The sequence below is a fragment of the Photobacterium piscicola genome (assembly GCF_900166965.1).
Classification (GTDB): domain Bacteria; phylum Pseudomonadota; class Gammaproteobacteria; order Enterobacterales; family Vibrionaceae; genus Photobacterium; species Photobacterium piscicola.
The window spans coordinates 290,523-313,288 of the sequence record NZ_FUZI01000001.1 but is presented as its reverse complement, the minus strand read 5'-3'; the positions used below and the strand labels follow the sequence as shown (position 1 = coordinate 313,288).

Annotated in this window: 20 protein-coding genes and 1 pseudogene; 7 read left to right on the top strand and 14 right to left on the bottom strand. The window is 38.1% G+C overall.

Annotation, left to right across the window (positions count from 1 at the left end):
- Nucleotides 1–131: 131 nt before the first annotated feature.
- A pseudogene (locus CZ809_RS01435) lies at nt 132–536 on the top strand (site-specific integrase); the annotation flags it as partial.
- Nucleotides 537–1,108: 572 nt separating this feature from the next.
- On the opposite strand, the gene CZ809_RS01430 reads toward CZ809_RS01435, so the two are convergent.
- Entirely contained in the window at nt 1,109–1,573 is a 465-nt protein-coding gene (locus CZ809_RS01430) for a GNAT family N-acetyltransferase (RefSeq protein WP_080155667.1), read from the bottom strand.
- A gap of 998 nt (nt 1,574–2,571) precedes the next feature.
- Entirely contained in the window at nt 2,572–2,769 is a 198-nt protein-coding gene (locus tag CZ809_RS01425; protein WP_036791113.1) for a hypothetical protein, read from the bottom strand.
- 472 nt (nt 2,770–3,241) lie between these two features.
- Here CZ809_RS01425 and CZ809_RS01420 point away from each other — a divergent pair, with 472 nt between their 5' ends.
- Both CZ809_RS01420 and CZ809_RS01415 read left to right on the top strand, forming a co-directional pair.
- Nucleotides 3,242–4,180 carry a Dyp-type peroxidase gene (locus CZ809_RS01420; protein ID WP_080155666.1) on the top strand — a complete coding sequence of 313 codons (939 nt, stop codon included), beginning with the start codon at nt 3,242–3,244 and terminating at the stop codon, nt 4,178–4,180.
- A 273-nt stretch (nt 4,181–4,453) separates the two neighbouring features.
- A complete protein-coding gene (locus CZ809_RS01415) occupies nt 4,454–5,299 on the top strand; it encodes a hypothetical protein (RefSeq protein WP_080155665.1) in 846 nt (281 codons plus the stop codon).
- A 122-nt stretch (nt 5,300–5,421) separates the two neighbouring features.
- Here CZ809_RS01415 and CZ809_RS01410 read toward each other — a convergent pair whose 3' ends face one another.
- The 5 genes from CZ809_RS01410 to trmY all read right to left on the bottom strand — a co-directional run bounded on the left by CZ809_RS01410 (nt 5,422) and on the right by trmY (nt 11,552).
- Nucleotides 5,422–6,399 carry an alpha/beta fold hydrolase gene (locus CZ809_RS01410; protein ID WP_306341413.1) on the bottom strand — a complete coding sequence of 326 codons (978 nt, stop codon included), beginning with the start codon at nt 6,397–6,399 and terminating at the stop codon, nt 5,422–5,424.
- A gap of 70 nt (nt 6,400–6,469) precedes the next feature.
- Nucleotides 6,470–7,459 carry a patatin-like phospholipase family protein gene (locus CZ809_RS01405; RefSeq protein ID WP_080155663.1) on the bottom strand — a complete coding sequence of 330 codons (990 nt, stop codon included), beginning with the start codon at nt 7,457–7,459 and terminating at the stop codon, nt 6,470–6,472.
- Between the two features lie 155 nt (nt 7,460–7,614).
- Complete coding sequence (locus tag CZ809_RS01400) at nt 7,615–8,934, bottom strand: ABC1 kinase family protein (RefSeq protein WP_080155662.1); 1,320 nt, start codon at nt 8,932–8,934, stop codon at nt 7,615–7,617.
- Nucleotides 8,935–9,109: 175 nt separating this feature from the next.
- Nucleotides 9,110–10,570, bottom strand: a complete 1,461-nt coding sequence (locus CZ809_RS01395; protein ID WP_080155661.1) for a peptide MFS transporter — start codon at nt 10,568–10,570, stop codon at nt 9,110–9,112.
- Nucleotides 10,571–10,955: 385 nt separating this feature from the next.
- Complete coding sequence (gene trmY / locus CZ809_RS01390) at nt 10,956–11,552, bottom strand: tRNA (pseudouridine(54)-N(1))-methyltransferase TrmY (protein WP_080155660.1); 597 nt, start codon at nt 11,550–11,552, stop codon at nt 10,956–10,958.
- Nucleotides 11,553–11,721: 169 nt separating this feature from the next.
- On the opposite strand from trmY, the gene CZ809_RS01385 reads away from it, so the two are divergent.
- Nucleotides 11,722–12,120, top strand: coding sequence for a thiol-disulfide oxidoreductase DCC family protein (locus CZ809_RS01385; RefSeq protein ID WP_080155659.1), 399 nt, complete (start codon nt 11,722–11,724; stop codon nt 12,118–12,120).
- Here CZ809_RS01385 and CZ809_RS01380 read toward each other — a convergent pair.
- Complete coding sequence (locus CZ809_RS01380; RefSeq protein ID WP_080155658.1) at nt 12,117–12,278, bottom strand: DUF2256 domain-containing protein; 162 nt, start codon at nt 12,276–12,278, stop codon at nt 12,117–12,119. The genes CZ809_RS01385 and CZ809_RS01380 overlap by 4 nt on opposite strands.
- 240 nt (nt 12,279–12,518) lie before the next feature.
- Here CZ809_RS01380 and pepT point away from each other — a divergent pair, with 240 nt between their 5' ends.
- Nucleotides 12,519–13,760: a peptidase T gene (pepT, locus tag CZ809_RS01375; RefSeq protein WP_080155657.1), complete on the top strand. Its 1,242-nt coding sequence runs from the start codon at nt 12,519–12,521 to the stop codon at nt 13,758–13,760.
- Nucleotides 13,761–13,969: 209 nt separating this feature from the next.
- Here the strand turns inward: pepT and CZ809_RS01370 are convergent, their stop codons facing one another.
- A complete protein-coding gene (locus tag CZ809_RS01370; RefSeq protein ID WP_080155656.1) occupies nt 13,970–15,226 on the bottom strand; it encodes an adenylosuccinate synthase in 1,257 nt (418 codons plus the stop codon).
- A 175-nt stretch (nt 15,227–15,401) separates the two neighbouring features.
- Between CZ809_RS01370 and CZ809_RS01365 the strand changes: the two genes are divergently transcribed.
- Complete coding sequence (locus tag CZ809_RS01365) at nt 15,402–16,307, top strand: LysR family transcriptional regulator (RefSeq protein WP_080155655.1); 906 nt, start codon at nt 15,402–15,404, stop codon at nt 16,305–16,307.
- Nucleotides 16,308–16,417: 110 nt separating this feature from the next.
- On the opposite strand, the gene CZ809_RS01360 is transcribed toward CZ809_RS01365, so the two are convergent.
- The 5 genes from CZ809_RS01360 to CZ809_RS01340 all read right to left on the bottom strand — a co-directional run bounded on the left by CZ809_RS01360 (nt 16,418) and on the right by CZ809_RS01340 (nt 21,119).
- Nucleotides 16,418–16,858, bottom strand: a complete 441-nt coding sequence (locus CZ809_RS01360) for a copper resistance protein NlpE (protein WP_080155654.1) — start codon at nt 16,856–16,858, stop codon at nt 16,418–16,420.
- A gap of 85 nt (nt 16,859–16,943) precedes the next feature.
- Entirely contained in the window at nt 16,944–17,498 is a 555-nt protein-coding gene (locus CZ809_RS01355; RefSeq protein WP_080155653.1) for a hypothetical protein, read from the bottom strand.
- Nucleotides 17,499–17,872: 374 nt separating this feature from the next.
- Nucleotides 17,873–18,187, bottom strand: a complete 315-nt coding sequence (locus CZ809_RS01350; protein ID WP_144396131.1) for a hypothetical protein — start codon at nt 18,185–18,187, stop codon at nt 17,873–17,875.
- Nucleotides 18,188–18,288: 101 nt separating this feature from the next.
- Nucleotides 18,289–20,202, bottom strand: a complete 1,914-nt coding sequence (locus tag CZ809_RS01345; RefSeq protein ID WP_080155651.1) for a metallophosphoesterase family protein — start codon at nt 20,200–20,202, stop codon at nt 18,289–18,291.
- A 32-nt stretch (nt 20,203–20,234) separates the two neighbouring features.
- On the bottom strand, nt 20,235–21,119 hold the full coding sequence (locus CZ809_RS01340) for a LysR family transcriptional regulator (protein ID WP_080155650.1): 885 nt from the start codon (nt 21,117–21,119) through the stop codon (nt 20,235–20,237).
- A 93-nt stretch (nt 21,120–21,212) separates the two neighbouring features.
- Here CZ809_RS01340 and CZ809_RS01335 point away from each other — a divergent pair, with 93 nt between their 5' ends.
- Nucleotides 21,213–22,589, top strand: coding sequence for an MATE family efflux transporter (locus CZ809_RS01335; protein WP_080155649.1), 1,377 nt, complete (start codon nt 21,213–21,215; stop codon nt 22,587–22,589).
- The last annotated feature ends 177 nt before the right edge of the window (nt 22,590–22,766 follow it).

Here is a 22,766-nt window from a genome sequence, read left to right as displayed (position 1 = left end):
CGAATTAAACCGAAAATGCCAAGCGTTGGGAATCCGTCTTAAATGCCTTGTTGAACGAAGCCGCTGCGCGGCAGAGTAAAGCAGACAGCGATTAAGCTACCTTTAATACTCCTTATAATGGAGTATTAATGATGAATAACGAACAACAACAACGTTCAGATTATCTTTATGAACAACATGTTACCCACCTAACCTTACAAGGTAAACGTCCTGCCACTATTGATGGTTATAGTCGTGCACTTCGTCGCATTACTCACCATTTAGATAAATCGCCTGATACGTTAACCACAGAGGATCTTAAGCAATACTTTGCTCAACTGATTAAAACCCATTCATGGAGCACCGTCAGAATTGATCGTAATGGATTACAGTTTTTCTTTAAGCATGTACTTCAACGAGACTGGAAATGGCTTAATATTGTTAAGCCACCACAAGTTAAAACATTACCTGATATTTTAACGCCAGCAGAAGTTAGCGACTTAATAAATTCAACCAAGCAACTACGTTACCAAGTCTTTTTTCTGACCTTATATGCGAATATAGGACAGCCACATGTTTACTTTAAAAATTCAACGCGCTGTAAGTAGATTCCCTATCGCCCTCTCGGGCATTCACTGTAGGGAATGACGGGGGTGATTTGGCATTCACTCTGCCCAATATCCATCATCTCGGAAGTTGAGGCACGAAACTATCCGTGATCTACTCAAAGATAATACAGGACAACCATATATTTACTTTAAAAACTCAATGCGCTGTGAGTAGATTCCTTATCGCCCTCGTGGTCATTCACTGTAGAGAATGACGGTAATCAGCCCTGACAATAGCGTTAATTCTTCTCTGTTTTCTAAAGGGGAATTTATGGGTGTCCTATATTTTTGTGTAAAATAATAAGGATAATGGCATCAACGCGTAATAATTAAAGAGGATCTAATTATAAATCAATAAATTAAATTGATTGGTTCACACCAAGGATAACGCTCAATTTCTTTTCAGCACCACCCTTCATGACATTCGCAATATTTACTTATATAAGGTTGCTCGGGCTTGTCCAACACTTGAATAGGTGTCGGCTGCTCGACACATATCCTTATCTGTTATATCGAGAATGCTAATTTACTATTTTCTTTGACATATTATAGCCAGAAATAGTAAAACCAACTTCTTGATACAGTTTTAACGCTCTTTGATTTTGGTACGCAACTCGTAATTTTATTTGCTCAATACCAATCGATTTCAATTGTGATTCAAGAGCTGTAATTACTAATTTCCCATACCCATTATTGCGACAATTTGGAAAAATGAAGAAGTCATAAATAAACGTCGATTTATCATTTTCATTAATCGAGTGCCACAGATAACCAACCAATTTTGAGCCAGATTCAATACACAATAATTCATGATCATTCGTTTCCAGACCATTAGGAAAACTACGAAGAAGATCCTGATTAGCCAATTCGACCGCCCTATCCATTGAGTGGCCATAGTTTTCAGCTATTTCACGGCTGTAATCATCAATGAAATAATCACAATACGCTGGATATTCATTTGAGGTCATTGGTCTGAGTTGAATCATGTCTAATCCTTTAAAACAATAAACTTAAAAAAAACGATATAACAACTTGCCCGAATTTGTTCTTTGAACATACGCCCGTATTTATCTTTTAATAATATAAAAAACGTTATAAATCAGATGCATTTTTACTTATGGATCCCGATAGTAATCACAAAATCGGGCACTTGCCATTTAGTTTCCAGTTTTTCTACTAATAACTGCTGCTGTGCATAAATACAGTATAAAAGATCTGCATCAAACGAAGATAGGACAGCCACATGTTTACTTTAAAAATTTAACACGCTGTGAGTAGATTCCCTATCGCCTCGCGGGCATTCACTGTAGGGAATGACGGGGTTGGGTTGTCGTTCATTGCAATACGTAATACAGGACAGCCACATGTTTACTTAAGCATTCAACGCGCTGTGAGTAGATTCCCTATCGCCCTCGCGGGCATTCACTATAGGGAATGACGGGGTTGGGTTGTCGTTCATTGCAATACGTAATACAGGACAGCCACATCTTTACTTTAAACATTCAACGCGCTGTGAGTAGATTCCCTATCGTCCTCGCGGGCATTCACTGTAGGGAATGACGGGGTTGGGTTTGCCACTCATTACAATACCGAAAGGATTAAGGCGAGTTCGCGTAATATACAGGACAGCCATATATTACTTTAAACATTCAACGCGCTGTGAATAGATTTCTATCGCGTTCGCGGGTATTCACGGTAAGGAATGATGGCAATTGTTTTGGCATGGGTTTTCTGAAATAGATAAGAGAGAATTGCTTTACTGGGAATATTAAGACCAGAAAAAGGGACACTATGATAAGTATCCCTAAGAAGAGTTCAGAGTGCGAGCTATAGCAGTATGCTTATACCTCGCGTTAATAATGTAAGTTGCCTTACCTTGCCTCTGATGTTGTATGTTCAACATTGTTAGCGTTGCCATACAATTTACAATTAACCGTTTCATGCATCTGGCCTCGGTTGGCTAATGCGCTAATTTATCTCATATCTAGTGTAATAAACCCAACTCTCGCGCTTCGGCAAGGGTTAGCCCACTGGCTTGAATATCGCGTAGCATCTCAATGCGTCGTCGTGCAGCACCTTGCTGCTTCTTGCTATCTGCGATGTTGGTCGCCGAATCGTCTTTGTGTTCCCACTTAGATGAAACGGAAGAAATTTCTGAATAATCGATAGAGTTAATAGACACAATACCCTCCTAAAGAAACCTGTGTCGACATGCAGTACTTAGTATCAAAGGTTTTTAATTGAAAAAAGCACATAACAACAAGTTTGTGAACAAGGCCATATTCGTAAGAAAATAACCCAAAAACACTAGTAATAAATCTATTTATTGCGTAGTTTTGATCATTCGTGCCTTACAAATAATCCATGCTTAAACGCAAAGATTTATTTCACTATGTCGTCTTTTTGCCTCATGCCTTTATGTGCTTTTATCTACAAAACACCCTACTAAGTTCATAACGTCACGTTAATACCATTAGAAGTAAAAATAATTAACGATATAAACAGTTAATGCACTTCGTTGTTTCACTATTAACAACAGATTAGGTATCATTTTACAGTCTAAAATGTGAAACTTTACATTACAAAAATTTACCTATAGCTCGCTATCTAAAAAGCGTACCGTAACAAGATAGCTTTAATTAAGGTCTACTATTATGAATGCAATGTCATCTGAACGTGCCCAACCCGGTGCTTTATCAAATCCAAATACGTTTGCTGAATATCTCACTTTTGTTTTTAAAGCAGATGCTAATCCAGAAGCGGTAACTGACGCTTTTGCGAAAATTCAGATCATTGAAAAATCCATTGGGCAAAAAGACGCAACCGCAGACCTTAGCTTTACAATTGGTGTGTCTCGCCATGGTTGGTCAACGGCTTTCCCTACAACACCAACACCAGCTTTACTTAAAGATTTTGAAGCAATGGCTGATGGCGAACGCCAATTCCCAAGCACGCCTGGTGATGTGTTTATCATGATTAAATCTGAACGTATGGATTTAAACTACCAAGCGGCTAAATATTTAGCGTTAGCATTTGCAGATGTGGCAACATTAATTGAAGATATTCAAGGTTTTAAATACCTTGATAGCCGCGATATGATTGATTTTGTTGATGGCACTGAAAACCCTAAAAATGAATCTCGCATGAAAGCGGTATTAGTGGTTGATGATCTTGATATTCACCAAGGTGGTAGTTACTTAACGGTTCAACGTTATATTGACCGTCAAGGCTTATGGGACAAGCAATCGACTGAATACCAAGAACAAGTTGTTGGTCGTACTAAACTTGATGATATTGAACTTGACGATGATGTGAAGCCTGTATGGGCACACAACAACAAGAGTAAGGTTATCGTTGATGATAAAGAAATCAAAATGCTACGCCAAAATCGTCCTTACGGCAATGCTATGGAACATGGCACCATGTTTATTGGCTTAACGGCATCGCCTGTTACAATGAGCACTTCATTACAACAAATGATCAATGCTGACAGTAATGGCCATTACGACCGTTTACTTGATTTTGTTGAAGCGAAAACAGGTACTAACTACTTTATCGTTTCGCAAACATTGCTAGATACTTTTGCTGACTAAACTATTTAATTATTAGTCACTTTTTCAGCCCATTGGCGTTTAACGTCAATGGGCTGATTACGTTATCCCTCTCCACAATCACGGCTATAAGTGAATATAGAACCACATAAGTAAATCTTTGTTATCACTAACTCATTGAATCTATTAACGCTCATTTTATTTAACAGAATAATGGCTTGCTTCCTAACAATTTCTGTTGTCCCCTATAGACTTATTTATTATTAGCGCTTTTTTATCTCGTATATGAAAAAGCATTTTCTCTGGGGGCAAGTAATGTACAACACCCTTTTTACCCGCGTCTCACTCGCTGCAGTTATTGCTGTTATTGCGGGTTGTAGTTCAACACCACCACCACCAAAACCAGCACCTGATTACAGCTTTAAAACAGTAGCCAAAAAATTTATCGCTGCTGATAAGTCACGCAGTAATGGTGTTGTTGTTGATAAAGGTATGTTTTATCCGAAAGAAACCTTTTCTTATAGCTACCGTTATTGCTCTAATAGCGATCAACAAGCACAACAGGATATGGCACAATTTAATCAATTGGCAGCCAAAACTTGTTCAATTAATAAAGGTTCACTGGTTAATTTAGATACTGGCACATGGTGTGTTCAACATCCAAATACTGATCAAGAAACGCCCCTCTTTGCTGCACGCATTTCTTCCATTGATCTGTGGGCCGATATCTGTTCTGGCGGTCCTTTTGTGACGATGCGTATTATTGAAAACCGTGATATTCCACAATCAGCATGGGTAGATGGTGCAACGTTATTAGGCTACCAACCTTATTCAGTGCATCGTACATTAATGAGCTCTAAAGCCATTGAGCAACTTGATGATGCCTCTCCAGCACCAGCAGAAGAAGCATGGACAGAAGAGACAGCCTTTATTGCCTCTCATGTAGGTGAGAGTGTCTGTATATATAAAAAGTCGAAAGACGATGCTTACGGTGTGACGTATAAAGGCACGATTGAAAGCGTAAAAGATGGCCGTGTGCGTGTACTTGCAACACGTAAGATTAAAGGTGATGTTCGTATTGCGCCTATATCAACACCATTGCCATGGCACAAACAAGCCATTATAGAAGCTGATGCTAAATCTTGGTTCATCTGTCAATAAAAATTAGCTTAATTATCAATTAATTAGCTTTTAAAGTACCCAAATAATAGCGGCTGCATTTAATCAATAAATGCAGCCGCTATTTTGTATTCTATGGTTATGTATTGATATATTTAATCAATTTACACTATAAATTGATTAAAAAATGCCAAAGTTTCACACAAAGCTTGATTACGTATTGTATCTTTTTCCATTAAAATTTCATGACGCGCATTACGTATGACTTTCATATGACAATGTTTACTCTGACCACAAAACCGATGATGACTATTATTATCAACAATTGTGTCATTACCAGCTTGCAATAATAGTACTGGGATCTCTATTTTTTCAACGTCACGAATACAATGATCTGCCGCTTCAATTGCTTGCCATAACCAGCGAGGGCTTGGACCACCAATCCGTAATTCTGGATGGAGCTGATATAAATGCTTAGCCCAAACATAGCGTAATTTACTTTGACACAAGGCGTTATTTTCAAATGGCTCTTCATGGTATGGCTTTTGCCCTAGCACATACGATGGCTCATGTTGATAATGTTCCATGATCTTGGCAATGGATGATGCCACCAGCTTTAACGGTACTGGCATATGAATGCCAAACATCGGCGCATTCAGTACTACCGCATCAAATTGACTATTATATTTTTCTAAATAAAGTGTGGTGATTGCACCACCCATTGAATGAGCCAATAAAAAGCGGTGTTGATAGGTTTTTTCTTTATCTACAACTTTAGTGATAAACCCATTTAAATCATCTACATAATCATCAAAGTTATCTACGTGACCTAATTCAGGATCTGTCGTTAACCGCCCAGAAGCACCTTGGCCTCGATGATCATAGCCATAAACATCATAACCTTGTCGTGAAAATTCAAAGAAAATTTCTTGGTACTTCCAAAAGCTTTCATTACGTCCATTTACAATCACAATACAACGGGTATTTATGGGGTTAGTTACGCTAATCCACTGAATCTGAACGCCATCTTTACCACTAAATGCACTTTGCTTGCGATGTAACCACATACTATGAACGTCATTTTCCATTAACTGTGTAAACACCGACTCCTTGGTTGAAAATTCAACATTACTCTGGTTCATTGATTAGCAACTTCTTAGTAAAAGCTCCTCAAATATGTCATGGCATACTGGCATCATTTGAATATAAACATTAAGCATATTTCATTAAATCTACGTTCTCTGTGTCATGCTTATAGTCTGTTTTATAAGGAGCATCTTTGATATTAATATGACGACCAACAGTATTTAAAAAATATTTACCTGATTGATACCCTAAGTGATAATCCATATCAAGTGATGCCAAATCACTGCCGATCATTTTTGAACTCAATGGCTTTTGCGGATGAATTTCAAAAATAGTAACGTCATCTGGCGGATTGCTTAAAAATTCTTGGGTTTTACGGTAATTATCTTCGTGCTCTAACAACATTTCAATCATACCCGCCGCTTTAGAATGCCCCAAAGCACGACGAATATTTGTCATCCAACAATGATCAAATGATGTATCTATTGGTACGGTTCGTATTACAACAATATGACGATAACCACGTTCATATGCCTCTTGCACAGGGATCGGAGCACATAATCCCCCATCAACCCAAAATTCATTTTGAGAATATATTGGTTGTTTATTTAACACAGGCACGGCACAAGACGCTTTTAATGCCAGCGACCAGTTATCACTGTTTAAGTTAAAATATGCCGCTTGGTGGCTTGTAGTACCACTTGCTGAGGCTAAGACTGTACGCGAACGCATATTTTCACGCCCTTGTTGCCAATCAAGCTCAAAACTGGTCTGCGTTTGCTTCATTAACCAATCAAGATCTAACCCTTCACGGCCAAAAATAAAACGATAAACATCAAAAAAATGATGGTCTGTTGTTGCTTGAGTGATCACTTTATATGCATGTTTATATTGACCGCAGATATACGATGCTAAATTCAGTGATCCAGCTGATGTGCCCACCATCAACGAAAATGGATTAAAATCAGCTTCTAAAAAAGCATCTAAGACACCGGCAGTAAAAATACCACGCTGGCCTCCGCCTTCAGTAACCAATGCTATTTTAGAAATGTCGCTTGAATCGAAGGAAAATCCGTCAATATTTTGTACTGCATAAGAGATGTGTTTACCATTCATAACATTATTACTTTTTTGTGGGCATTTGTCATACAAATTAATTTAGGAAGTGGTCAGTATAATCACTGTTGCGTTAAGTATAAATTACTCAAAATAATAACTGATATTCTAAATATGAGCCGCTTGACTCGCCATGAATAAGCCCAGCTATATAATTATTCAGTCATATAGGGTAAAAATATTTTATGGACGTCGACCCTTGCTTTTAGCTTTGCGGCTAATAAGTAAAGCCCACCTAATTTACGGTGTAGAAAAATAGCGTCAGCGGGTGGCGTATGCCAATATCCTTGCTTCATGCTTAACTGCTGACCCGCGTCTCGAATACGGTGCACCATATCGGATCGGCCAAAATCATACACACCTTGATATTTTAGCGGCTCACATGCTTCTAAACACAGAGCTAATAATGCCTGTTGTGCTTGAGGTTCAATTGGCTGAGAGAAAAAACCAATTTGTTTTAATGCGGCTAACATTTGCGGTTGATCATCCATTACCGCCCCCGCCATTAACTGACGATACCCTTCTGCAATAATGATTGGATAAACGCGTGTTGCCCCAAAATCAAGCAATACTAATTGTTGAGTATCAAGATCGTAACGATAATTAGCGAAATTAGGATCTGTCTGTACCAATCTAAATTCAAACACCTCTCGAAACAGAAGATTAAAGGCCAATTCGATAACACGATCACGCACAGCTTGTGGTTGCTGTACCAATGCCTCAACCTCTATTCCTCCAACAAAAGTCATTGCAAGAATATGTTGGGTTGTTAAATCATCAACAATCTCAGGTAATACGTAACGTGCATCTGAGGCTAATAATTGGCGATATTGCTTTACATATTGCGCTTCAAGTAAATAGTCAGCTTCAGCATGAAGTTGCTTTTTAGCTTCGTTTAATAATTCAGATACATCTATCTGTTTGGGAACTAAGCCACTAATATTCAATAACGTCGCCACGTTATTTACATCACTATCGATACTTTTATTAATGCCTGGGTATTGAATTTTTAGTGCCAATAAACGCCCATCCTGGGTTGTTGCTTGATGCACCTGCCCTATAGAGGCGGCAGCAATAGGATAAAAAGAGAACTGACTAAACTGCTGTTGCCAATCATTTCCCCATTGTTGCTCTAGAGAATGATTTAATTGACTGATCGGCATCGGTTTCGCATTGGCTTGTAAGCGCGACAATAATTCGGTTAATTGGGGGGGTAATAAGTCGCCACTATCCATTGATAATAACTGACCAACTTTCATCGCGGCACCACGCAAATCGGCTAATTGATCAGCAACACGTTTTACGTTATTTGGCGTTAAAATCAAGTCGCTGATATGTGGTCGATGCCCAGTTGCAAGTTGCTTTGCTCCCTCTGCAACCATGCCTGAAGCGACTCGCGTAGCTAATGAACCCAGTTTAGCTAAGCGAGATAAGCGACTACTTGGTACTTTTGAATATTGCTTTTTATCATTCATTTAACGGCTCTTTACTTTGAGTAACTGTCTTTGTTTTATCGTTCATTACTATTATTAATAATATCACAGAAGACATTATCGAAATTCGACACAAAATGGTGATAAACAGCCAAAAAAAAGCCGATAGAGCCAGCTACAAATAGCTCACCTTATCGGCCGTTTCTAACAGAGTAAATTAATCGTATTCAGGCTCGTTACGATTTTTAAAATTCACTAAAAGACCGAGTACTAATACCACGACGGTTACAATTAAAATTGATTGGAACACATGGTGATATTGTGTAGCTGAAGCAATTAAATCTGCAGTATTGGTAGCTTGTGTACCTGTTGATGTCAATTCTGCGATATTTGCTGCTAAATAGTTAGCGACTGAGCCACCCATTAACATATAGATACCTGCAACTGTACCCGTAGCACCTTGAGGGTTCATACGTGTAATCGCAGATAAGGCCACAGGGTCAATAAATAACTCAGCAATACCAATTAAGAATAGACCAATAAATAGCCATAAGAATGTTGTGTGACCACTTACCATGGCTAATTTAGATGATAACGTAATCAAGCTAAATCCAGCCGTTAGTAGAAACAGACCCATATTCAATTTAGTTAGAGTACGGACTGAAATTTGACGAGCAGCTAATACTTTCCATAGCCACGCCACAGCAATACCACCCACGATAACCGCAACAGGGTTTACTGATTGGAAAAACGCGGTTGGAATATGGTATCCAAAGATATCGGTATCAATATTACGTTCAATAAACAAGCTGATAGAACTACCACCCTGCTGATCAAATGCCCAAAACACCATACCAAATAACATAAAGTAAATAATCGCATTTAATTTCTTACGATCTTCGGTACTACTCTTACGATATAAGCGAAACATTTGTAATGCAGAGAAAGCTAAAACAACAGCAAGAATATAACCCGCAAGTAAATCTTGTAACACAAAAACTAAACCCGCAGCACACACAATGACGCCAAGAATAATCAATTGCCAATGGCTAAATCCTGCAGTCTTTTTACGCAATGCTGGTAGATTTGCTTTTTGCACATGAGCGAAGTGTTTACGACCAGTACTAAAGATAATCAAACCAATAAGCATGCCAATACCTGCTAAGGCAAAACCGACGTTCCAGCCCCAACGGCTCGCAGCATAACCACAGAATATCGGCGCTAATGCCGAACCAACGTTGCCACCAATATAAGAAATAGAGAATCCAGACTCACGTGCATCTTCATGGTCTTTATATAACTCACCCAATAGACAGCTTGAGTTAGTTTTAAAAAAACCATAACCACAAATGATCAATGCTAATGCTGCATAAAGCATCGTATTGTCATGGCTTGGAATACTTAGCACGGCGTGCCCAGCAACCATTAATGAACCACCAATAATAACTGACCAATAGTTACCTAAATAACGGTCAGCTAAATAGCCACCTAAAATAGGGGTAACATAAACTAGTGACGTATAAGCACCATAAAGGGCATACGCATGGTCGTCAGACATTAAAAGTTTTTGAGTTAAAAAGAGGATTAATAACGACCGCATGCCGTAATAACTAAAGAATTCCCACATCTGTATCGCAATGAGGTGAAAAAGCCCTTTAGGCTGAGAGGATAATTGCATATTGTTTCCTAATAAAGGGGCCATATAGGCTAACGGTAATAATTGTTATTTGATTTGAAATACCGTTGGTATTTAATACTGAAAATACACTGAACATCTGCAAGCTCAAGCTTAATCTTGCTCCATATTTAGTATCTTAATTTTCATATAAATAAAACGAACATTATTGTATATAAAAAACGGCAATCGATTATATACCATTTAGCGATATTATCTACTTATAGTTACATTATTGCAACCAATATCACATAAAAAACCACACAAAGCTCAATATGTGCATATTTATTCATTTATGACGATATAAAAAAAGCCGTTAAATGATTTATTGAAACATCAACAAATCATTTAACAGCTTTTATTTATTACCAACTTATAACAATAAAAATTATAGCGTTAAATCCAATTCATTATGTATTAAGACAATACATTGCGAAGCGAACAACATTTTAGGCCCTAAGCTTATTTTTTCTGCACCTAAGCGTTTTAAGCTATTAAAGCTTTTCTTTGGCATTGGCATATGATCAGTCAATAAAAAACAAGGATTTGAAGCCAACTCTATATCGCGTATAAAGTCACCTTTTTTATCGAGCATATATAACTGATAGTCTTCTGCTAGCTCAGTCACTAATTTTTCAAAACTAATGGTTCGAACGACAATGCCAGGCTCAACATTACGTTGTTGTTCTTTTGCCATGCCTAACGATTTATCTAAAGCATGAGCAATTTTATCAAGCCAAGCTTGCTCATGAAACCCAGATAAATTAGTGATGTCATTAGAGCTAAAGCTAATCGTGCGAGAAAAATCTTGAGTACTTTCTAGTACTAAATGTACCATAATATCTTCGCGGTGCGACTGTGCTACAAAAATAGCATTCATCAAAACGTGAGCTAAAATCTCAGTGTGAGCATCTTGTCCAACTGATGCTAATAATAGCTTACTATCTGTTGGAGCAGAACGGGCTCGTAATACAAAAGCGCGCATAATCAATATCCTAGCAGTTTAAATTTTTCTCATTAATCATCATCTATAGATAATTAACGATAGATTGCCGTTATTATCCTAGGTTTTACAGTCGATGTAACCTTAAATTATAAAATCAGCAAAAGAATAACGATTAGTCGCTATTATTAATAGAGATTAGGAGGACATTATGAAATTAATCATATTCTATGACAGTAGTTGCCCACTCTGTATTGAGGAAATGCGTCAATTACAAAAGCACAATAATCAACAACAACTTTCTTTTGAGGATATTCTTGCCTCTGATTTTAACCAACGTTTCCCTTATATAAGTATTACTGACGCTTCAACAGTATTACATGGGTTATATTTTCCTGAACCGCAACAATCACCACAATTATTACTTGGGCTCGATGTTACTTACCTAGCTTGGAGGTCTATAGGAAAGAAGAGATGGATAGCATTACTGCGTTGGCCTATTATTCGTTTTTTTGCAGATAAATGTTATTTGTTTTTCGCCCGTAATCGCTACAAAATCTCTTATTTATTTACGGGAAAATCACGCTGTAAAAATTGCAAAATAGATTAATGTCGCTGGCGGCGGCAACGTTCAGAGCAATATTTAACGTCATTCCAGCACCGTTGCCATTTTTTCCGCCATGAAAAAGGACGTTTGCATACGATACACATTTTTTGTGGTAACGCTGATTTCTTCACAAAATACCACCATATTAGTTCTGTCAGCATATAGAGTGAGCAGTTAAACGGCTAGTTCGTATGTCCTTCACGATTAAGATCCTACCACGCTCACAAAACACCATGATCATCATATTAATTCTCTTGTTAATAACAATAAATAATGAAATATTCCTCTCATCATGAATGGTCACATTTATCTGGTTATCATTATTTATTCATCTGAATAAATAATAAGTAAAATACTGACTAACCACCATTCTCAATAATTTATTCTTCAGGATGAATATAATGAATATTGTTGATCGCTTTATAAATTACACTCGTATTAATACCACTACTCATCGTGAAAATGGTGCCGCTGGTATTATGCCGTCATCACTAGGGCAAATGGAATTAGCTAAAATAATCGCAGCCGAATTAACTCAATTAGGCTTACAAGATATTGTCTTACGTGAGAGTGCAATTATTACGGCAACGTTGCCAAGTAATAGTGCGAAAAAAATCCCTACCGTGGCTTTCTTTGGTCATTTAGACACCAGTGCGGAACAAAGCAATGATACTCATGCCCATATCGTAAATTATACTGGCGGTGATATTGTTCTTAACCCCGCATTAAATATCGTACTGAAACAAGCTGAATTTCCTGAACTTAGCCAATATCAAAACCAAGATATTATCGTCACCGACGGTACCAGTTTATTAGGCGCAGATGACAAAGCCGCTATTGCAGCCATTATGCATGCGTTAACAGTGCTCATTGCCAACCCTGATATTGAACATGGTGATGTTAAAGTTGCATTTGTTCCTGATGAAGAACAAGGCCTTCGTGGCGCAAAAGCCTTTGATGTTGACACTTTTGGGGCTGATTTTGGTTACACCTTAGATTGTTGCGGCATTGGTGAGTTTGTTGATGAAAACTGGAACGCAGGGGATGTTGTCATCACGTTTACAGGTCAATCTGCACACCCAATGTCGGCTAAAGGTAAGCTTAAAAATTCATTATTAATGGCGCATAAGTTTATTGCTATGTTGCCCGCAGGAGAAGCCCCAGAATACACTGATGGCCGTGAAGGTTACTATTGGGTCAAAGACATGAGTGGTAACAGTGCCAAAACGGTATTGAAAATGGATGTAAGAGATTTTACTCAACACGGCTATCAACAACGCATGCAATTTCTAGCTACACTAGCGAGTAACTGCCAAGCGTTGTGGGGAGAACAAGCAGTTTCAATCACTCTTGCTGATCGCTATCAAAATGTGGCGAATAGTTTACAAGGTAATGCCAGTTTTCCGATTGAAATCGCTAAACAAGCTTATGAGCGCAATAACATTGTAATGAAAACAACCCCAATGCGCGGTGGTTATGATGGTGCGGTGTTATCTCAAAAAGGCCTACCTTGCCCAAATATTTTTACGGGGGCGCACAACTTCCACTCTATTTATGAGTATTTACCCGTACCTTCATTACAAGCGGCAAGTGATGTGGTTGTTGATGTGATCCGTATTACTGCGGAGCAGTATGGGAGGTAGGGACGAGGTTTCGAGGTTTCGAGGTTTCGAGGTTTCGAGGTTTCGAGGTTTCGAGGTTTCGAGGTTTCGAGGTTAATAATATGCCATTCTAATAATAAGCACATCACTTATATTGATTATTTTTACTTACGTTATATATAAATAAAACAAATAAAAAACGGGCAAGTTACTGAGTAACTCGCCCGTTATAATTTTTGATTACGCTACGATTAACGTAGGATCATTTGCTCACGCTCAGGACCTACTGATACCATCTTCACTGGCACACCCATTAGTTCTTCAATACGAAGTACATATTGCTGTGCACCTTCTGGTAGTTCGTCAAAATGACGGCAACCAGTGATATCTTCATCCCAACCCATCATTTGCTCGTAAACTGCTGTTAGTGATGCAGTTTGAGGCCAAATTGGGTTTTCAGTATGATCACCGTTGTAAGCAACACAGATCTTAAGATCTTTCATGCCACTTAAGCAGTCAATCTTAGTTAATGCGATTTCTGTTGCTGCTTGTAATTCAATACCATTACGTGTTGCAACTGCATCAAAGTAACCCATATCACGTGGGCGACCTGTTGTTGCACCGAATTCTTTTGCATCTTCACGGAATTGGTCTTGATCTTCCATTGCAGTGATCAATGTACCAGTACCTACTGAAGAGCTGAATGATTTAGCAACCGCGATAACACGCTCAGGGTGAAGCGCAGGTAAACCACTACCGATACCAGCATAAGCTGCTGTTACGTTAGATGATGTAGTCCATGGGTATTCACCGTAAACTAAGTCACGACCAGCACCTAGCTGTGCTTCAAACAATAATGTTTTGTCTTCTTTTTGTAATGCTTTTAGTGGCTCAGTAACGTTACAAATGCTGTCACGCCAAGGTTGAGACACTTCAAGAAGCCATTCTGTCATTTCTTCGGCTGTTTGCGTGAACTCCATTGAAGGATATAACGCTTTAAGCTGTGGCAATTTCCAATCCATCATGAATTGAATACGCTCAAGTAATACTTCTGGCTGCTTTAACCAACCAACAAGAATACCTTTCTTCATTACACGGTCGCCATATGCAGGTGCAATACCTTGACGAGTTGAACCGTAAGCACCATCACCTAGACGTTGTTCTTCTAGGGTATCTTCTAGTGCGTGTAATGGTAGACATAGTGTTGCACGATCAGAGATACAAAGTTTAACTTCAACACCTGATGTTGCTACTTCTTCAATTTCTAGGCTTAATTTCTCTGGGCTGATAACCATACCAGGGCCTAAAACAGCAATACAATCGGGGTTAAATACGCCGCTTGGTAATTGGTGTAGTTTAAAAGTACCAAAATCGTTAACAACAGTGTGACCTGCGTTATTACCACCTTGGAAACGAATACTCGCTGAAGCTTGGTCTGCTAAATAATCAACAATACGACCTTTACCTTCATCACCCCAGTTAGCACCAACAACAACAATAGACGACATAATTTTAACTCCTCAAAAGCGATGACGTTATCCTATGCTCAATAGCCCAATAAAAATAATCAATAATCGTTATTAACTTGATAAGAATCTCTTATATAGCGTACATTAGTTATTGTCTTTACTTAGGTAATGTTACTAGCCGTAATAGCGTCTCCCCCCAACTAAGAAGGTAAAAATGATAGATTTGCATTGGCTTAATACATTCGTTGCACTTTCTAAGCATCAGCATTTTGGAAAGACAGCCGCCGCGCTTCATATGACCCAACCTAATGTCAGCCTTCATATAAAACAATTAGAGCAGACTACACGAGTAAAATTAATTGAAAGAAATCCGTTTCGTTTAACACAAGCGGGAGAACGATTACTTAAAAGTGCTGAAAACACCTTAATGGAACTGCAAATTTGCCAAGCAGATCTAAATGCAATCAATGAGTTAAACCAAGGTACACTTACCATTGCTGCTAGTGATATTATCTCACGCTTATTGCTTATCAGCCCTTTTCAAGCCTTTAAAAAAGAATACCCAGGCATTGATCTTTCTCTTTTTAATACCACTTCGTCCCAAGCAACAGAATTAGTAAAAAGTGCTAAAGCAGATTTGGGGTTTGTTATCGCTCAAAAAGAAAGCCAACCTTTACATTTTATGGAATTACGCCAAGTTAAGTGGTGTGCTTTAGGGAATGGATTAGAACGCTGGCAACGATTATCGCAAGACCCTGAAGCAATAATTGAACATCAACCACTTGCGGCAGATGAGCCAACCTTAATTTTATTAGGCCATGATACCCGTACTCGTGAATTGATTGATTTAGCATTGCCAAGTTTACAGCTCGCTAAATACCATGTGATGGAAGTTGGCAGTGTTGATGCTCAAATTGACTGGGCTGAAGCTGGATTTGGAGTAGCAATTGTTCCCAGTTTTTCATTGCATTCTAAATTACATTTAAAAACCACGATCACACCACTGCCACACTTTCCGACGACCAGTTTGGGCTATATTGTGCGCCAGAATCAAGTGTTATCACGGGCAATCAAGCAGTTATTACGCTGGGTTGATGATGAAATTCAACGTTCACAATAACATGTTACTTTATAAACAGTAATCAGCTTTATAAGTAATAATCGTTAGATAAAAAAATACCCTGATGGCCATTTTAAAATAAAAAAGACGTCAGGGCATTTTCTTAAAAATTAATTATCATCGTTTTGTTTCAGGGTATAAGCATCTGCTAAATCACCTGTAATACGCTGGCCTTTTTGATCAAGCCGGAAAATACGATGCTCACCTACAAAATACTTCACAGATTTGTTACTGGTAAGGTTTAATGTGATGGTATCACCACGATCATTCCACTTAAACTTACCTTCATTAACAAATGGTTTCGTCTCTTTACCTTGATAGGTTTCATTTAGAACAAACGTACCATCTTTATTTAACGTTAAGCTCGTTTCAATACCAGAACAGTCACCACAAGGTTGAATACCAGTATATTCGCCCATCCAATCTAATGAGTTCTGTGCATTATGTGCTTCAGTTTGTTGAGCAGCTGCATCACTAGCACCATCTTTCGCTTGATCACAACCGGCAAGTGCAATTATAAACATCGCAGCGACTAAATATTTTTTTTTCACCTTAGACTCCTTGTGAAAAAAGAATAACCGAGCATTAGTTCATAACACTCGGCTTCTTAACATATAAATTAATACTATAAATGAATTAATTTGTTAAATCAGTTACTTTTTTCTCTGCTGAATCAACAGATTTATCCATCATATCAGCGGCATCACTCGCTGCTGCTTCTGTTTTATCTTTTACTGCCGTCGCGGTGTCAGCAGCATCTGAAGCTGCATTATTCATTGCATCTTTAGCACTGTCAGCTGCATCTTTTGATGCATCCATTGCATCAGATGCCGTATCTTCTGCACTTGTTTGCAATTCAGATGCTTTATTTTCAATGCTTGCAGCCGAATCTGATACTGCTTGCTTAGAATCAGTGATTGCTGCATCAGAGCTATCTACTGCGCCATTCTTCATCTCTTTTACTTTATCAACCGCATCGTTAACGGTATTTTTCACAGCATCAGCAGAATCATTTAACGCTTGTTTTGTTGAATCAAGCGCTGCATCTGTTGTGGTAACAGCACTATCTTTAACTTGTACCGCTGTTGCTTTTACTGAAGCCGCAGATTCTTTTGCCGAATCTTGGCTTGCTTGATCACAACCAACAAGCACTAAACCCGCAATAGCGATAGCAATAATACTTTTTTTCATATCAACTCCTGTAAAATCCACATTAAAATATAACCTTAACAGTATCCACGATTAGTATGAAAAACATATCTAGTTAACGTCATGTCAAAGTCAATAATAGGTCATTTTTTTTCATTCTGCGGTATTTAATCTGTTTTATTTATAAAAATAAAATCATAAAAGTGAGAAATTATATTCATCTTTATTAATATTAATGATAAATTTTCAAAAACACTTGATAAGATCACATCTTGACAATAAAGAATCAAAAAAACAACAGGTTGTTTATTTTGCACTCTATTTTTTAATTATTATATTCAAGATTAATTCTATTTAAAGCATCGTTATAAAATTAGAATAATAACCTCTAATGCATTATTAATAACGACCAAACCTTAAAGTCCACACGAAATAAACTCATAAGCATCATCACCAAATAATGCGCATGTTGTTTTTACAAATACAACTTGCGCACCAACCGGACAATATAATCCATCATTAATCTTAAGATTAATCATACTATTTGTTTGCTCTGACATAACCTGCAAATGAAGCGGATCTTGCTTCTGAAAGAAATCAATATTGGTATCAATAACTCGCCCGATGGCTGTCTCTGTTTTATATGTCCGTCCTGCAACACTAATTAATAAAAGTGTAAGTAGAAACAAAGATACGCCTAACATCAGACTAACCTTCTGTGAAAAACGCATACAATCTCCACTTACTAACGAGACACAAATCACAAATAATTCACAACCATATTACAATGATAGCTTTGTCATTTACAAGTAAAATCACTGCAATTCTACAGTCAAGAAACCTTGGGCGGAAAATGAATAACCTTGCCTTCAGCTGTTAAGATATCAATCATTAATGGTGTACCATATTGATCGAGGAACAATTCACCAATTGCACTTTGATTAATTAATCTATGGTGTCCTTCAGTATCGGGATCTCGCTTCTCTATCAATAACCGCTTACGTTTAGTGAACCAGTTAAGAGGAGAATGAGGGCTATAAAGGCATCTATCCATCCAATCACAAAAACGGAGTAATCTATTAGGAAATTCATTTTTCAATCCACTACAGGTTATTTGAAAGATCTTAAACTGCCCTTTCAAATTACGTAGCGTTATATCGTAAGCAAACGAGTAATGTACATCACCCGATAAAATGATAAACGTTGTGGGTGTTTTTGTATGAGTAAAAATACTTAATAACGTATTAGCAGAGCCTGGATGTGCCATCCAATTTTCAGCATCAACCACTAATGGCTGACCGATCAAGGTCATCATCCGTTGTAATGTTTCAATAAATTTAACCCCAAACATTGGCGCAGCAGAAACAATAATCACCGCTGATTCATGTAAAAGCTCTTGTTGAAACTCAATTAATGCCTCCCAGTCCATTAATCCTGAAGGACGATTAGCATGTGATTCAGAGCGCCAGCGTCGTGTACGGGTATCTAACACCACAACTTTAGGCACCGTCGCTATCGTATAGTGCCAATCTTCAAACCGGTAAAAATACTCCGCTAGCGCATCATGAGCCTGCGATGTCGGTTGCTCAAAGAATGTTCTAGCCAGTGTTAAACACTGAGTGGGAAATTTTTCAGGTGCATTACCCCACCCTTGGCATAACCAATAACTAATCAGAGCATTACCAATAATACGGCGTGAAAATAAATTATCATGAGCTGCCTTTTCCCAACCTCGATTAAGCTGAAAATCATCGGTAATATCATGATCATCAAAAATCATATAGGTTGGAATATGTGCCATTAATCGACGTACATTCTTTAGCCCCATAACAAAATCATCAATAATCGGCGCTTCATGTTGCCATGTTTGCTGCCATTTCAGTGATACTGCAACCCCCGCATTACAATAGCCATTGCGCACAAAACGGTCACGATCGACAAACGACCATAATGTTGGTGACCATACCAACAAATACATCGCAAAAAATTCACTGAAGCTCATTAAATGATTTTCACATTCGCGAGAACTAAAAATAGGGGTTGTTGTTGTCGGTAAACAACGTCGCCACCAACTTTCATCATTAACATAATGCGGTAATAATTTATCACGGCCATAAATATTATGAGGATGCTGATACAACGCGGTAGTATCTGCAATTGGCGCTTGTTCAAACGTCTCATCAGGTAAGCCTAACAATGCTGTTACCTGTTCAATCGCATCCAACATTGGCCCTGCAACATGATCGGCATAAATTTGATCGCCACTCATCATTAATAAGCTCGGACGTTCACTCAAGGCTAGCGTACTTACTTTATGATCAGCCGCAACTAAACTGTCTTTGCTCGGATAATGTGGGTTACGGCAAGAGCCATGTAATACATAGTCTGCTCGCTGTTGAATCATGACACTTAATCGTGATTCATCACCGTATAATAAATCAGGCACCAGATCAGTTAACAAACCTTCGGATGTTGTCACCTGATATTCAAGTGGCATATCTTGTGGAAAATTACCATTAAAATGAGCAAGTACAACCCATGCATGCTTACCAATTTGAATTTGATGCGCTAAATCAAATTTCGCCTCATAAAAAGGCTGCTCATCTTTCCCCAGAAAAACACAAAAATCAGCATCTAATTGACGTGTCGTAACCAACCAGAGGGTTAATTCTTTCGCAGTTGCTTTGCGTAAAATTGGTCCCGCTACAATTAATGGTAAAGGCTCTTTTATCACCGTTTTTTTCATACTTTGTTCTATCATTTACAAATATAAATTCATTAGTTATGTTGGGCGAACATTGTCTTCAATTCTTGATACATCCAACGCAACACGGGACCATTACCTTGATCGCGTCGTTTTACTAACCCCATATCAATCCAAGGCGAGGTTGGAATATTTTCAATCGATAACCTCACTACACCATCTTTAAAGATTGAATAATTAAACACATGATCGGGAACAAATGCCCACCCCATATTCCTCAATACAAACGCTGTAATTGAATAATAACTATCAATATGCCAGTAATTAGCAGAAAGAGCGTCAGTATGGTAATAACCCATTCGATCACAGATAAGTAATTGTCGATATTGACTGAGTTGTTGCATTGTGGGTGCAGATACTTTTGCTAAGGGATGATTTTTAGCCACAATAAGTGAAGAATTAAACTCACAAATAGGCGTAAACTCTAAACTATTAGGCAGTGTTTTACTAAAAAATAAAATACCCAAATCAGCAGTTAAATCATCAACTTGACTTGCTATATCATCTTTTGAACCACTAATAATCGTCAATTTCAATAATGGAAATTTAGCAGCAACGCGCTCAAAAAATTCTTCAAAGACGGTTGTCGGCGTCGCTTCATCCATGGCAATAGTGAGTGATACTTCCTCACCTTTGGTTAATGTTAATGCACGAGATTGCAACCGATCACATTGAGCTAACACTACTTTAGCTTCTTCATACATCTGCTCCCCTGCAAGCGTTAATACAGGTAAGCGTGCACTTCGATCAAATAAATCAAACCCTAAATCTGCCTCGAGGTTACTGATCGCTGTACTTATGCGTGATTGTGCTTTGCCTATTCGCCGAGCAGCACCTGAAAACGACCCCTGCTCTACTGATATAACAAACGCATTGAGCTGATCTAATGTCCAATCCATAACCGTTTAAACCATCCGAAAATAAGATAGATATTATCTTTGAACAATCTAAGAAACAAGGATAATACCGCTACCAATATAATGAGATATCTTATGCAATTAGCTCAGTCTCCACCGCCATCCCTCACTATCAGCCAAAATTTTTGGCGTTATGCGATTCCATCAATTGCAGCAATGCTCGTTACGGGCCTATATCAAATAGTTGATGGTATTTTTGTTGGTCACTATGTCGGTTATCAGGGCTTAGCGGCGATTAATATGGCATGGCCCATCACTTATCTGCTATCCGGCTTAGGACTAATGATTGGTATCGGCAGTGGTACACTGATCTCAATTGCACGAGGAGAACAGAACCCTCAACATGCACAACGCGCACTGGATCATGCTGTCTTTTTGATTACTATCGTCAGTGTTATTGCTTTGGGATTATTTGTTAATTTTGGTGAATCATTATTAACCATTCAAGGTGCAAATCACAATATCAAAGCATTAGCCTTACAATATGTGCAAAGCTTTGGATGGGCTGCATTTATTACTATTTTTGCCGGCGCTATGCCAATGTTAATACGTAATGATGATAGTCCCAAAATAGCCACAAGTTTATTAATTGCGGGCGCATTAACAAATATAGGCTTAGATTACCTCTTTATTGGTGTATTCAACTGGCAATTAAAAGGGGCAGCAATCGCAACTATCATTGCACAAAGCATTACAGTTATTGGCGGCATTGTGTATTTCTGTTCGGCATATTCCCCCCTTCGTATCCGTTTCACTATGATCAATATTCACTTAAGTCACTGCTGGAAAATAATCAGTCTTGGCTCATCTGTATTAATTATGTACCTTTATGCTAGCTTTGTTGTTGCATTACATAATTATCAGTTTATGCAATATGGCACAGAACTGACCGTTGGTGCATTTGCTATTGTTGGCTATATGATGACTTTATATTATTTAGTCTCTGAAGGTATTGCCGAGGGTATGCAGCCACCAGTGAGCTATTATTATGGTGCGAAACAACCGATAAATATCAAAAAAACGGCTTACTTAGCGATTAAAGTTACCATTATTGCTGGTATTACATGGTTCGCATTACTGCATAGTTTCCCTCGTACATTAATTGGGTTATTCAATAGCGATAATCCAGCACTTGCAGGTGAAGCGATCGCGGGTATTAAATTACACTTATTTGCTATGTTCTTAGATGGCTTAATTGTATTAGCAACCGTGTACTTTATGTCCGTCGACAAAGCGGGCAAAGCGTTAGCTATTTCGGTCAGTAATATGCTAGTACAACTTCCTTTTTTATACTTTTTACCACAATGGCTTGGCGTAAAAGGCGTTTGGTTATCGATGCCATTATCAACGATTCTACTCAGCTTTATCGTTATTCCTATGCTATGGTTAGATATTCGCCAGCGATGCAGAAAAAATACAACTGATATTGAACCACTATCACTTCAGCCTTAATTTTCAATACCACGTCAATATCTGTCATTGAATTATTACCATTATAATTGTTTGCCAGGTATTGCCTTTATTACTGCAATTTAAATCTATAAATAACATATATTATCAGTATGATAGTTATCTACTATATCGTTTGCAAAAAGCAAAGCAAAATAAACATTCAAAATAAAAGATAAG